Raw genomic sequence first — 12,689 nt, forward strand, 5'->3', positions numbered from 1 at the left:
CCTAACCCTCTCCATTCGAATTGCTGGATGCGTTGCGCTCCTCGACGAGACGCAGGCGCCCTGCGTCGCCCGTGGATTTCGCCTGCTCGCCCAGCACGCGCAGCATCTCGGCGCAGAGCTCCTCGGGCGAACGGCCCATCGCGTAGCCTTCGAGAATGACGCCGATGGCGACGGCCCAGAAGCGCCGCGAGCTTTCGTCGGGCGCGCGCAGCGAGCGCCAGCCGTGCCGCTCGACCTGGCCCGCATAGGCGCGCGCGCCTTCGCTGTGCAGGCGCTCGATGGTACGCTCGACCAGCGGTGCGAGATCCTGGCGGCGACGCGTCAATGCCAGCGCTTCGGCGAAGAAGGCGACCGAATCGCCCGCCGTCACGGTCGCGGCCAGCGCGTGGGTGTATTCCCGGGGCGTGCGCGCCTTCAGCGCCGCCTGCTCGGTGGCGCGCGCCAGGTACAAGAGATCGCGGCAGGCGCATTCGACGAACAGCGCCTCCTTGGTGCGGAAGTAATAGGTAATCTGGCTCGGGAACGCGTCCGCGGCGGCTGCGATGTCGGTGATCGACGTGCCGGACAGCCCGCGCTCCCGAAACAGCGGGCTCGCAGCATCCAAGAGCAACGACCGCATCTTGCGGCCGGCCGACCGCGTCGCGCGCGCAGCGTGCTTGGGATCGCCTGCCGCCTCGAGCGGTGCAAAGGCCGACGTTTCCGCCATGGGATCCTCTTCGTTGACTTATTTGTATGACATACAAACAAATAGATCAAGCCGGATGTGGTATGGGAGGATGGGCCTGACCTCGCCGCGACGGGACGATCCGGATCGAAAATGTCCCGCCAACCTTGCAAAGCCGGCCAAAATCCGTATAAGGCGCGCATCCGCAGACCCCGGCCGGGAGCTGAACGGACGGTCTCAGCAAATCATTCGTGATTTTGGTGTGGCAGGGCCAGTCGGCCCGTCGTCCCGTGTTTCCGCCTTCTGAGCTTGATCCCAGAGTCCTTTCCGAAGGTCTCTTAAGGGTTTGACGCCGGGCGATGCGCCAACATGAGGAAAGGACGTCCATGCCTCTTTACGAGCATGTTTTTCTCGCGCGTCAGGACGCGAGCCCGCAGCAGGTCGAAGAGCTGACTGCGCAGATGACCGGCATCGTCGAAGGTCTCGGCGGCAAGGTCACCAAGACCGAGAATTGGGGCGTGCGCTCCCTCACCTACCGCATGAACAAGAACCGCAAGGCGCACTTCGTGCTGCTCAACATCGATGCGCCGTCCGCGGCGATCGCCGAGATCGAGCGCCAGGAGCGCATCAGCGAGGACGTGATCCGCTATCTCAGCGTCCGCGTCGAGGAGCTCGAGGAAGGCCCGTCCGCGATGATGCGCAAGGCCGATCGCGACCGCGAGCGTGACGATCGTGGCGGCGGCTTCCGCGGTGAGCGCGAAGGCGGCTTCCGTGGCGACCGTGAGGGGGGGTTCCGCGGCGATCGCGGCCCGCGCCGCCCGCGTGACGAAGCTGAAACCACGGATGGGGAGTAAGAATCATGGCTGAAGCTGGTGCACGCCGCCCGTTTTTCCGTCGTCGCAAGAGCTGCCCGTTCACGGGCGCCAATGCTCCGAAGATCGACTACAAGGACTCCAAGCTGCTGATGCGTTACGTCTCCGAGCGCGGCAAGATCGTGCCGAGCCGCATCACCGCGGTGTCCGCGAAGAAGCAGCGTGAGCTCGCCCGCGCCATCAAGCGTGCGCGCTTCCTGGGCCTGTTGCCCTACGTCATTCGCTGATACGACCACTTCGACCGGCGGCCAGGCCGCCGGTCGCGACTTCTAGAACTCATAAGGCTTCCGGGTCGTCCGGTCGCCGATGGTTGGGGCAAACGATGCCTCTAACCGCTCGAAGGGAGCGGGACAGCTGATGATGCCATTTGTGCTGATAGCCCTGATCGCCGGCGCCGCGTCGGCCCTGATGTTCGCCTCGATCATCTCGGGCGCACTGATCTCGCTCGTCCTGTTCTATCTCGCACCGCTGCCGCTGATGGTCGCCGCGATCGGCTGGGGACCGCTTTGCGCCAGCCTCGGCGGCATTGCCGCCGCGATCGGGCTCGGCGCCCTGTTCGGCCTGCCCTACTGTATCGCCTTCGCCGTCACCGTCGCGTTGCCGGCCTGGTGGCTCGGCCATCTCGTCCTGCTCGGCCGCCAGGTGGCTGGTGTCGCGCCGGACGCCGCCGAGCCGGAGATCGAGTGGTACCCGGTCGGCCGTATCCTGCTCTGGATCGCAGGCTTCGCCGTGCTGACCACGATCGCCGCTCTGCTCACGCTCGGGACCGACGCCGAAACCATCACCGGCACGCTGCGGCGCGGCCTGATGCGCCTGCTCCGCGCCGCCGACCCGCAAACCTCGGGCGAAGCCAGCCAGTTCGTCGACGCGCTGGTGCACATCGCGCCAGCCGCCGCCACCATCATCGCGATGATGACCCTGACTCTCAATCTCTGGCTCAGCGCCAAGGTGACCGCGACGTCAGGTCGGCTGCGCCGTCCCTGGCCGGATCTGATGACGGCCGAGCTGCCGCCGATGACACTGGTGGCGCTCTGTATCGCCCTCGCCCTCTGCTTTACTGGCGGGCTGCTCGCCATCGTCGCGCAGATCGCCACGGCCGCGTTGATGATGGGCTATGCGCTGACCGGTTTCGCCGTGCTGCATACGCTCACGCTCGCGCTGAAGAGCCGCACGTTCTGGCTCGGCTCGACCTACGCCGTCGTCGTCGTGTTCGGATGGCCCGTGATCGCGATGGTGATCCTCGGCCTTGCGGATGCCGTGTTCGGCTTCCGCGAGCGCTTCCTGCGCAGCCGGCAGCCGCCACCACTGCCAACCCCTTAAGTCACCCGAAACTGAAACTTGCAGAACACTTCAAAAGGAGAACGAATATGGAAGTCATTTTGCTGGAACGCGTCAACAAGCTCGGCCAGATGGGCGAAGTCGTGAAGGTTCGCGACGGCTATGCCCGCAATTTCCTGCTCAAGCGCGGCAAGGCGCTCCGCGCCACCGCCGACAACCGGGCCAAGTATGACGGCATGAAGGCCGAGCTCGAGGCTCGCAACCTCAAGGCCAAGGGCGAAGCGTCCAAGGTCGCCGAGAAGATCGAGGGCAAGAACATCATCGTGATCCGCCAGGCCTCCGAAGCCGGCCAGCTATTCGGCTCGGTCACGGTGCGCGACCTCGTCCTCGCCTTCGAGACCGACGGCGTCCATCTCGACCGCCCGCAGGTGCAGCTCGACGCACCGATCAAGGTCATCGGCAAGCACACGGTCACCGTTGCGGTTCACCCCGAGGTCGAGGTCGAGATCACCGTAACGGTCGCGCGCAGCCAGGACGAAGCCGAGCGCATCAATCGCGGCGAGGACATCTCGACCCGCAACGAGGATCGCGATGCGGCCGCCGAGGCGATCGCCGCCGCAGGCGAATTCTTCGATCCGGAAGCCCAGCACGAAGACGTCGTGCCGGCGCCGGCTGCGGAAGAGAAGTAAGAGTACAACACGTCATGCGTGGGCGCGCCCCGCGCATCCATCATCAGGCCTCTTGTTGAAGGATGGATTGCCGGGTCAAGCCCGGCAATGACAATGGAGGGTTGGATCAGCCCGGTCGCCTCAGGCGGCCGGGCTTTTCGCTTTGCCGGCAACATCCTCGCTCAACATCGCGATCGAGGCGAGCGCGGTTGCCGTATGCTTCTCCACACCATCACTGACGCAGAACACATCGGCGGCGACCACCGAGACCTGCCGGCCCGGCTTGATCACTCTGGCGCGGCAGATCAGCTTCTCGCCGACCGCAGGCGACAATAGGTTGAGCTTGTATTCGGCCGTCAGCGCCGGCTGACCGCGCGAGCTGGCGGCTGCGATCGTCGTGGCATTGTCGACCAGGAAGGCGGTGACGCCGCCGTGGAAGAAGCCGTGCTGCTGCAAGAGCTCCGGCCGCCGCTCCACCGCGATGGTGCAGGTGCCGCGCGACAATTCCGAGAGCTCGGCGCCGACCAGGTTCATAAAACCCTGCCGGCCGACATTGGTGTGGATGCGCTCGGCAATTGGCGCGAATTCCGGATCAGCGTCGACTCGCATGCAGTCGTCTCTCCTCATTGCTTGTTGATGCGGTCGCATGGCCTCAGCGCACGATTGGCGCAGGCGATCAGCGTGTCGGCCTCAATTCGCGGATCGGTGCGGTCGCGCCCCGACAGGTAGGCGCGGCAGAAGATCTGCGCCGGACCGATCAGCTGGCTGACGAACATCACCGGCGTCATGGGCAGAAGTTCGCCGCTTGCAACCAGAGGCGCGCGCCAGCGTTCAATGCCTTCGGCAAGCCGCGCATTCTGTGCGCGCTGGGCGTCGCGCACGTCCTCGCCCCATTCGCTGCGCGAGATCTCGAACAGGTAGCGCGCCTCGCGCCGGCTGGTGACGACCCAGTCGAGGTGCGCCCGGATCAGACGATCGATGCCCTGCTCCGCGTCGGGGACGGGATCAAGCGCGGCCAGCACCGCGGCGTGATAGTGCCGCAAAACCTCCAGAAACAGCGCGCCGGCGAGCTCCTTCTTCGAGCCGAAGACGTGAAAGAAGCTGCCATTGGAGGCGCGCGCCCGGGCGCGGATCGCGGCGACCGTCGCGGCTTCGAAGCCGACACGGTCGAACACCATCAGCCCGGCTGCCAGCAGATCGTCGCGCACGCTGTTCGCCATCATGCCTCCGAGAGCATCACTCTAGAGTGTTACTCTACTGCCGGTCAATACGACGCGGAGGCCGCGATGAAGGCGGCCTCCGCATGTCGGTCAAAAGAAGTGGCGGCTTAGCGCGAGATCGGCGGTGCCGGCGGACCGGATGACTCGGCTGGCGCAGGGGGCGCGGCTGCAGCGGCGGCGGGCGATGCCTGCTCCTGCTGCGATTTGGCCGCGCGTTCGGAGCTGGCCGCAGGCGCGGCGGGCTTGGAAACAGCCTCTTCCGCCGGCTTGGGCGCCGCCGGCTCGGCAGGCTTTGCGTCGGCAGCTGCAGCCGGCGTCGCTTGCGGGACGGGGTCGGGTGGTAGTGCCGGAGCCTCGCGCGGCTCGACCTTCGCGCTATCAGGCTTGGTCTCGACGGGCTTCTCGGATGCCTTGCCGCCATCGGGCTCGGCCTTGGCGCTGTCGGGCCTGACGGTCTCGGCCTTTGGCTCGCTCTTGTCTTCGATAGCCGGGGCGGCAGCATCGACCTTCGGGGCTTCCTCAGTCCCGGGCTTAGCGCGCCGCTTGCCTTTGCGTGGCTCGGGCGCCGCCTGTCCCTCCGGCTTCGCGCCGTCCTCGCCGGGCCGCGCAGCACGCTTCTGACGCGCGCCCTCGGTGGCCGGAGCGGTGCCCTCGCCCTCGGGCCTGGCGGCCTCTTGCGAGCGCTGGCGGCGGCCGTGATGCTCGGGCGACTGGCCCGGAGCGGTGCTCGCTTCCTTCTCCTTGGCGCCGTCCTTCTTGCCGTCCTTGGCCTGGTAGCGGGTATCGGTGGCACCGTTCGAGACCAGATATGAGGCGAGGATGCCCGCCATGTCCGAGCTCGTGGTGTAGTGCTGGCGCAGGAATCCCGGCAGCGAGCCCGGCGCCACGGATTTCAAAAGTCCGCGCGGGCTCTTGTGGCAGGCATTGCAGGTCTGCGCGAAAAGCTGGGACGGGGTCTTGCCGGCCTCGAGGTTCGTCGCCTGCGCAAGAACGGAATCGGCTACACCGAAGCAGATCAGAAGCAACACCGTCACCGTCGCGAGGCTGAGCGCTCGGCTCGACATTCCCATTGTCTCCGTTGAATTTAACGCGAATGCAGCCGGCATCCGGCGCGGCGGCGGGTGACCTTTTAACCGATTGAGCCGCGAATGGAAGCAGGCTCACGCGCAAGGATGTGATTAAGCGGTTTTTGAATATCGGCTTTGAGCACAGTGCAATAGCGCGGCTGGAACCGCCTCGCTACATTTAGATGCAAACGCATAGGAACCGCTGCGGCGCCTGGGCGTCAGATGTGAAGGCCGGGTTAGTCGCATCTTTCGGGTTCGCTCGAGAGGAAGTGCCGATGGACCGTTTGTTGCGCAGATTCCTGTCTCAATTCATCCGCCGCGGGTCGATGACGGTGACCAGCGCAAGCGGATCGAAGTTTACCGTCGGCGACGGCTCTGGTGAGCCGGTCGCGGTGCGCTTCGTCACGGCGGACGCGGAGCGGAAGATCCTCATCAATCCCGAACTGGGGCTTGGCGAGGCCTATATGAACGGCGAGTTCGTGGTCGAACGCGGCACCATAGCTGATGCCCTCGCGATCCTGCTCGATCAACCCGACCTATTGCCGCAGTGGGCAAAACCGTGGTGGCACCTGCGCTACCTGACCCGACACTTGAAGCAGTTCAATCCGCGCTCGCGCGCCCGTAGCAATGTGGCGCACCATTACGATCTCGACGGCCGGCTCTATTCGCTCTTTCTCGATGCCGACAAGCAATATAGCTGCGCCTATTTCGAAACGGCTGAGATGCCGCTGGACGACGCGCAGCTTGCCAAGAAGCGGCACATTGCGGCGAAGCTTCTCATCAAGGACGGCCAGCGGGTGCTCGACATCGGCTCCGGCTGGGGCGGCCTAGGGCTCTATCTCGCAGAGATCGCCGGCGCCGATGTCACCGGTGTCACGCTATCGACCGAGCAGTTGCAGGTCGCCAACGCGCGCTCAGCCGAAAAGGGCCTGACGGCCTCGGCCAGATTCCTGCTCCAGGATTACCGCGACATTGATGGTAAGTTCGACCGGATCGTTTCGGTCGGCATGTTCGAACATGTCGGGGCAAGGTTCTACGAGGCCTACTTCCAGCGCTGCGCCGAACTGCTGAGCGAGGACGGCATCATGCTGCTGCATTCGATCGGCCGTTCGCAGGGCCCGGATTCGACCAATCCCTGGATCGCGAAATACATCTTCCCCGGCGGCTACATCCCCGCCCTATCGGAGGTGCTGCCGGCGATCGAGCGCGCCGGCCTCTTGGTCTGCGACATCGAGATCTTGCGCCTGCACTATGCCGAGACGTTGAAGGCGTGGCGGGAGCGCTTCATGGCGCGGCGCGAGGAGGCCGTGCAGCTCTACGACGAGCGCTTCGCCCTGATGTGGGAATTCTATCTGGCGGCCTGCGAGATGACGTTCCGCAAGCAAGCCATGATGAACTTCCAGATCCAGCTCACCCGTCGCCAGGGCGTGGTGCCGATGATCCGCGACTACATCCCGCGGGAGGAAGCCCGGCTGCGGGCGCGTGAAGGCGCGAGCAAGCCCCGGCTGAAGCTGGCTGGTGAATAGGGCCAAGTCCCCTATTGGACCAAGTCCCTGGTCAGAGGTCCTAGTGGCGCAGGGTCGAAATCCGAGCTGTGCGGAAAGAGGCGGTTAAAGCCAGTTGCGCCCGCAATTCCAGCAGGACCTCGGGTGCGACCGGCTGGCGACGCACGTCAGGGCGTTCAGCCTGCTTCATGGCCGCGATCAACCCGGACAGCCAAAGCCGGCTGCCTGCCTCGCTTCGCCAATTCTGGTGCCGCTGTTCTGGCCGCATCGCTCGCCTCGTGTCCCTGTTGGCGGGGAAATGGGACAATCTCCGATCCGCCGTCCAGTTCCGGCATTAGCCCCGAAAGAATCCGGGGAGATGTGATCTGCTTCACATAAGTCTGGTCGGGGCTGGCTTAGACCGCCGCCATGAGCAAAAAGAGCCAAACCTCATTCGACGTGCAGGACGACCTCCGCACCGATTACGCCCTGATCGTCACCGGCGTCGGGGCGGCCCTGGTTGCGCTGGTCTACCTCCTGTTGGTCTGAACCCGAGCCGAAGCCGGCCGGCGCGCGTCAATTTCGCGCGCTCCTCGATAGGTCTGCGCGCCAGCCGACAGGTTCATGGGGTCCAGGATTTTTCCACGGCGCGACCGCGCGGCCGCTTCCAGCGCGCACCGGTTCCGCGAAAATCTCGTCAAGCGCGGCGCGTGCCGCAGCTGCCAATCATCCACCATTTTAACTGAGCGGTTGATAGCGGCCAGCTTTTGCTTCCGCTTTGGCTTGAGGCGGCGCTTTATCCCGGCCCCGCATCCGCCCAAGAAAATTGCTAAGCACGTCCGACCATGGCCCTGACTGATTCGAACGTTCTCAAACTCGCGCCCGATGCCGGAACTCCCGCCTATCGGAGCGCGCCGCACAACATCGAGGCGGAACAGAGCCTCCTGGGCGCGATCCTGGTCAACAACGACGCCTTCTACCGCGTCTCCGACTTCCTGGAGGCGAAGCATTTCTTCGAGCCGCTGCACCAGACCATCTTCGAGACCGCCGGCAGCCTGATCCGGATGGGCAAGATCGCGACACCCGTCACGCTGAAGACCTTCCTGCCCGCCGACACCGATGTCGGCGGCATGACCATCGGTCAGTATCTGGCGCGGCTTGCGGCCGAAGCCACCACCATCATCAACGCCCAAGACTACGGCCGCACCATCTACGACCTGTCGCTGCGGCGCGACCTGATCGGCATCGGCGAGGACATGGTCAATGTCGCCTATGACGCGCCGGTCGACTTCGCGCCGCGCGCACAGATCGAGGACGCCGAGCGCCGCCTCTACGAGCTCGCCGAATCCGGCCGCTATGACGGCGGCTTTCAGAAATTCTCGCAGGCGCTGACGGTTGCGGTCGATCTCGCCGCAAAGGCGTTCCAGCGCGACGGCAAGCTGTCGGGCATCTCGACGGGCCTGCGCGACCTCGACACCAAGATGGGCGGGCTGCAGCCTTCCGACCTCATCATCGTCGCGGGACGTCCCGGCATGGGCAAGACGTCGCTGGCGACCAACATCGCCTACAACGTCGCCCAGGCCTACGTGCCCGAACTGCAGGCCGACGGCACCATGAAGGCCGCCAATGGCGGCGTGATCGGCTTCTTCTCCTGCGAAATGTCGGCCGACCAGCTCGCCACGCGTATCGTCGCCGAGCGCACCGGCATCCCCTCCTCCCACATCCGCCGCGGCGGCATCTCGGAAGCCGATTTCGAGAAGATCCGCCAGGTCTCGATCGAACTGCAGTCGCTGCCGTTCTATGTCGACGCCACCGGCGGTCTGTCGATCGCGCAGCTGATGGCGCGCGCGCGTCGCCTCAAGCGCCAGAAGGGCCTCGATCTGCTGGTGATCGACTACATCCAGCTGCTCTCAGGCTCGGGCAAGCGCGCCAGCGACAGCCGCGTGCAGGAAATCACGGAGATCACCACCAGCCTGAAAGCGCTGGCCAAGGAGCTCAACGTTCCCGTGATCGCGCTGTCGCAGCTCTCGCGTCAGGTGGAATCGCGCGATGACAAGCGGCCGCAGCTCTCGGACCTGCGCGAATCCGGCTCGATCGAGCAGGACGCCGACGTCGTGCTGTTCGTGTTCCGCGAGGAATATTACCTCGCCATGAAGGAGCCGCGTCCCGGCACCGAGGAGCACGCCAAATGGCAGGCCGACATGGAACGCACCGTCGGCCGCGCCGAAGTCATCATCGGCAAGCAGCGCCACGGTCCGACCGGCACGGTCGAACTGCACTTCGATTCCTCGGTCACGCGCTTCGGCGACCTCGCGCATGACGGCCAGCTGCCGGACCGCAGCGACTACTAGCACTACTTTGGCAGATTGTTGATTTTGGCGCGTTTTATAGGATTCCCGAATCAATTTTTCAATGATTCATGGGTGGTCGGCTCTTGGAGGGCTGACCATGCCGGGATGGGAAGACGAACTCGAACGCTGGCTGATGCCGTTCTTGGACCGACTGGGTCATAAGACCCGGCAGCGGATGTGTCCTCTGTATGTTGCGGGATTGATCGGTCCCGGCGATCGTAAGAGCGTTCAGCCGATGGCGGAACGCCTTGCCACCAGCACCTACGACCAGTTGCACCATTTCATTGCGGACGGTGTCTGGGACGCGACGCCGCTGGAGACAGAGTTGCTCAACCAGGCGGACCGACTTGTCGGCGGCAGGGATGCGGTGCTGGTTATTGATGACACCTCACTTCCCAAGAAGGGTGAGCGCTCGGTCGGTGTTGCGGCTCAATACGCCTCGGCTCTCGGTAAAACGGCAAATTGCCAAACACTGGTGTCTTTGACGCTTGCGCGCGGCGAAGTACCCGTGATGGTCGCGTTACGTCTCTTTCTGCCTGACAGTTGGACAAGCGACGAATCTCGTTTGAAGCGCGCTCGCGTGCCAGTCGAACATCGAACGCCACGGTCCAAGCCGGAGATTGCTTTGGCCGAGATTGACCGCGCGATAGCAGCCAACGTGCGCTTTGGATATGTGCTGGCGGATGCAGGATACGGCCTCAGCGCACCGTTTCGACAAGGGCTAACAGAGCGCGGGCTGGTCTGGGCTGTCGGAATCCCGCGGCACCTGAAAGTGTATCCGGTCGATGTGAAGCTCATTTGGCCGATTACCAAAGCCCGCGGCAAACCACGAAAGCACCACGTGCCCGATATCTTATCAATTGCGGCCGAGCAAATGCTGGCCGGCGCCAAATGGAAAACCGTGAGTTGGCGTAGCGGGACGAAAGGTCGGCTTAAAGCCCAATTTGCTGCGGTCCGTGTCCGGACCGCCGACGGCCCTCCGCAGCGGATATGGGATAAAGGTCAGCAGCATCTCCCGGGCGACGAAGCCTGGCTCATTGGCGAGCAACGTGCGTCCGGGGAGAAGAAATACTATCTGGCCAATCTTCCGGCGGCGACGGATCTGCGCACGCTGGCCGCCACCATCAAGGCACGGTGGATTTGTGAGCAGGCGCATCAGCAGTTGAAGGAGGAACTTGGACTTGATCACTTCGAAGGGCGATCATGGCAAGGTCTTCATCGCCACGCCCTGATGACAATGATTGCCTACGCCTTCCTGCAACATCGTCGCCTCGCACACGCGGGGCGGAAAAAAAAGAATCTACGGGCCTCCGCCTCAGCCAACCATGCCAGCCGTACGTCACGCCATCGTCGATCTCATCCTTCGGCCGCCGTCTCAGCATTGCCCATATTGCCGAAGGCAAATCCGTGAAAAACAGCGGCGAAAACACAATCTGCCAAAGTAGTGCTAGGGCGTGTACTCATAAACTCACCGATGTCCGATTTTGAGAGCAAAGCGGAAAAATTCTGCTTGGTCATAGCATTACCGGTTTTGACCCAAAGGCGACATGGTGGCGGGGCGCAAGATGTCTGTTCTAAGAGGAAGGGCGGATTTGTCCGCCGCGGGAGTTTTCAATTCATTCCCATAGTAGCCCTTCCGCCAGATCGTGACGCAACGGCAGCGTCGGTTGAGACTCCTCACTCGAAGTTCCGAGATCAACCTGCACGCGGTTGTACTCATGGCGAGGTCCTGCCTTGATCGGTGTCACCGATCCGGCGTCTAAACCGCCCGTGCCTGCCTGCGAACCTCATTTGCAATCGGCCTCAGGGTTTCCGGGGCTGCCTGACCGACCAGGCTGTAGCCCACGCCGTCATCAGCCCAGGCGAAGCCTCCGACATCGCCCTGCGACCGGGGCGTCATGGGCGCATTTTGGTCCGCATTGCTCATCGGCCGGGTCAGCACGACAATCCGGCCGCCGCGATCATCGTCATACATGAACATCGCAGCGGGCCCGTGCGAGGTGGCGACAAGCCGTCCTCCCATCAGCCGGTATCCCGACGTAGTCAGATCCGGAACCTTCACCGGCCGATGTAGCCGGTCAGAAACCCATTGCACGAGCTGAGCGGAATCGGACGCGCGGACCTCGACAGGGCGGACGCGGTCCGGCGCGTAGACGTTATACGAAACGGAGGCCTCCTGCGCGAGCGCAGCCAATCCGCCAGGCGCCACCTCCAGCGCACCGCGTACCGCCCAGCCGCCCAAACCTCCGATGCTCAGCAATAACATTGCCGCCATCGCCCACCGGGCTATCGAAGGCGGCCGCGCGCGGTTTTCGATGATTCGCGACAAATTGAGCTCCGGCGGCAGGGGTTCTTCGGCGATGGGCGCGAGCGCCGCGCGCAACAGATCCCGCTGGCCAGTCAAGGCAGCGACACGCTTGGCCACATCAGGATGTTCGCCCAAATAATCGGCGACTTCCGCCTGCCGCTCCGGCTCAAGGACACGATCCACATAGCCGTGGAGATCATCTTCTGTGATCGGTCGAGGGCTCATTTCCCGCTCCGTAGTGACACGACGTTGGCCGGCATATTGCCTGCAGTCCCTTCGATCTCCTGCTGGAGCCTTTCCCGGGCCCGCGAAAGCCGCGACATCACCGTACCCACGGGAATATCAAGCACCTTTGCAGCATCCGCATAAGAGAGATCCTCTACCGCAACAAGCAGCAGCACGGCGCGCTGGTCCTCCGGAAGTCTCGCGAGCTTGTTCATGACATCCTGACACATCATTTTCCGTTCCTGCACGGCGGGCTCGCAGAAATCGTCCTCATTGGTCTCATCGATCGGAACATGCCTGCCGCGCGTCGCCGTTTGACGAAACTGACTGATTGCCAGGTTGTGGACGATAGTGAAGAGCCAGGCGCGAACATTGCCGTCGCGGCGCTGGTACCAGTGGCTCACGGCCCGCTCCAGGCAATCCTGCACCAAGTCGTCGGCATTGGTGCGATCGCGCACAAGGGAGCGGGCGTAGCGGCGGAGCGCGGGTATCAGCGGTTCGACCTGCAGCAGCATGTCTTTCATGGCGCGCTCCGCCTGCGGCTTGCATTAC

Annotated in this window: 13 protein-coding genes; 7 read left to right on the plus strand and 6 right to left on the minus strand. The window is 64.0% G+C overall.

All coding sequences use genetic code 11. The features are described from left to right. Window position 1: 1 nt before the first annotated feature. Window positions 2-706, minus strand: coding sequence for a TetR/AcrR family transcriptional regulator C-terminal domain-containing protein (locus tag BRAD3257_RS22205; RefSeq protein WP_122403581.1), 705 nt, complete (start codon window positions 704-706; stop codon window positions 2-4). 344 nt (window positions 707-1,050) lie between these two features. Between BRAD3257_RS22205 and rpsF the strand changes: the two genes are divergently transcribed. The 4 genes from rpsF (at window position 1,051) to rplI (ending at window position 3,503) form a co-directional block, all read left to right on the plus strand. Then, entirely contained in the window at window positions 1,051-1,518 is a 468-nt protein-coding gene (rpsF, locus tag BRAD3257_RS22210) for a 30S ribosomal protein S6 (RefSeq protein ID WP_024338128.1), read from the plus strand. A gap of 5 nt (window positions 1,519-1,523) precedes the next feature. After that, window positions 1,524-1,763, plus strand: coding sequence for a 30S ribosomal protein S18 (gene rpsR, locus BRAD3257_RS22215; protein WP_007592020.1), 240 nt, complete (start codon window positions 1,524-1,526; stop codon window positions 1,761-1,763). 130 nt (window positions 1,764-1,893) lie between these two features. Then, entirely contained in the window at window positions 1,894-2,856 is a 963-nt protein-coding gene (locus BRAD3257_RS22220; RefSeq protein ID WP_122403582.1) for a DUF2232 domain-containing protein, read from the plus strand. A gap of 47 nt (window positions 2,857-2,903) precedes the next feature. Next, window positions 2,904-3,503: a 50S ribosomal protein L9 gene (gene rplI / locus BRAD3257_RS22225; protein ID WP_122403583.1), complete on the plus strand. Its 600-nt coding sequence runs from the start codon at window positions 2,904-2,906 to the stop codon at window positions 3,501-3,503. A 120-nt stretch (window positions 3,504-3,623) separates the two neighbouring features. Here rplI and BRAD3257_RS22230 read toward each other — a convergent pair whose 3' ends face one another. The 3 genes from BRAD3257_RS22230 to BRAD3257_RS22240 form a co-directional block, all read right to left on the minus strand. Then, complete coding sequence (locus BRAD3257_RS22230) at window positions 3,624-4,091, minus strand: PaaI family thioesterase (protein WP_122403584.1); 468 nt, start codon at window positions 4,089-4,091, stop codon at window positions 3,624-3,626. A 14-nt stretch (window positions 4,092-4,105) separates the two neighbouring features. Beyond that, window positions 4,106-4,702 carry a TetR/AcrR family transcriptional regulator gene (locus BRAD3257_RS22235; RefSeq protein ID WP_122403585.1) on the minus strand — a complete coding sequence of 199 codons (597 nt, stop codon included), beginning with the start codon at window positions 4,700-4,702 and terminating at the stop codon, window positions 4,106-4,108. Between the two features lie 107 nt (window positions 4,703-4,809). Then, window positions 4,810-5,766, minus strand: coding sequence for a prolipoprotein diacylglyceryl transferase (locus tag BRAD3257_RS22240; RefSeq protein WP_162500308.1), 957 nt, complete (start codon window positions 5,764-5,766; stop codon window positions 4,810-4,812). A 278-nt stretch (window positions 5,767-6,044) separates the two neighbouring features. Between BRAD3257_RS22240 and BRAD3257_RS22245 the strand changes: the two genes are divergently transcribed. The 3 genes from BRAD3257_RS22245 to BRAD3257_RS22260 all read left to right on the plus strand — a co-directional run bounded on the left by BRAD3257_RS22245 (window position 6,045) and on the right by BRAD3257_RS22260 (window position 11,015). Further along, a complete protein-coding gene (locus BRAD3257_RS22245; RefSeq protein ID WP_162500309.1) occupies window positions 6,045-7,295 on the plus strand; it encodes a cyclopropane fatty acid synthase in 1,251 nt (416 codons plus the stop codon). 803 nt (window positions 7,296-8,098) lie between these two features. Further along, a complete protein-coding gene (locus BRAD3257_RS22255) occupies window positions 8,099-9,604 on the plus strand; it encodes a replicative DNA helicase (RefSeq protein ID WP_122403589.1) in 1,506 nt (501 codons plus the stop codon). A gap of 61 nt (window positions 9,605-9,665) precedes the next feature. Beyond that, complete coding sequence (locus tag BRAD3257_RS22260) at window positions 9,666-11,015, plus strand: IS701 family transposase (RefSeq protein WP_122400733.1); 1,350 nt, start codon at window positions 9,666-9,668, stop codon at window positions 11,013-11,015. A 348-nt stretch (window positions 11,016-11,363) separates the two neighbouring features. Here the strand turns inward: BRAD3257_RS22260 and BRAD3257_RS22265 are convergent, their stop codons facing one another. After that, window positions 11,364-12,137: an anti-sigma factor family protein gene (locus BRAD3257_RS22265; protein ID WP_122403590.1), complete on the minus strand. Its 774-nt coding sequence runs from the start codon at window positions 12,135-12,137 to the stop codon at window positions 11,364-11,366. Next, window positions 12,134-12,661: a sigma-70 family RNA polymerase sigma factor gene (locus BRAD3257_RS22270; RefSeq protein ID WP_122403591.1), complete on the minus strand. Its 528-nt coding sequence runs from the start codon at window positions 12,659-12,661 to the stop codon at window positions 12,134-12,136. Before BRAD3257_RS22270 ends, BRAD3257_RS22265 begins: the two co-directional genes overlap by 4 nt. Between the last annotated feature and the right edge of the window lie 28 nt (window positions 12,662-12,689).

Origin of the sequence: Bradyrhizobium vignae, assembly GCF_900324035.1 — a bacterium.
Taxonomy (GTDB): Bacteria; Pseudomonadota; Alphaproteobacteria; order Rhizobiales; family Xanthobacteraceae; genus Bradyrhizobium; species Bradyrhizobium vignae.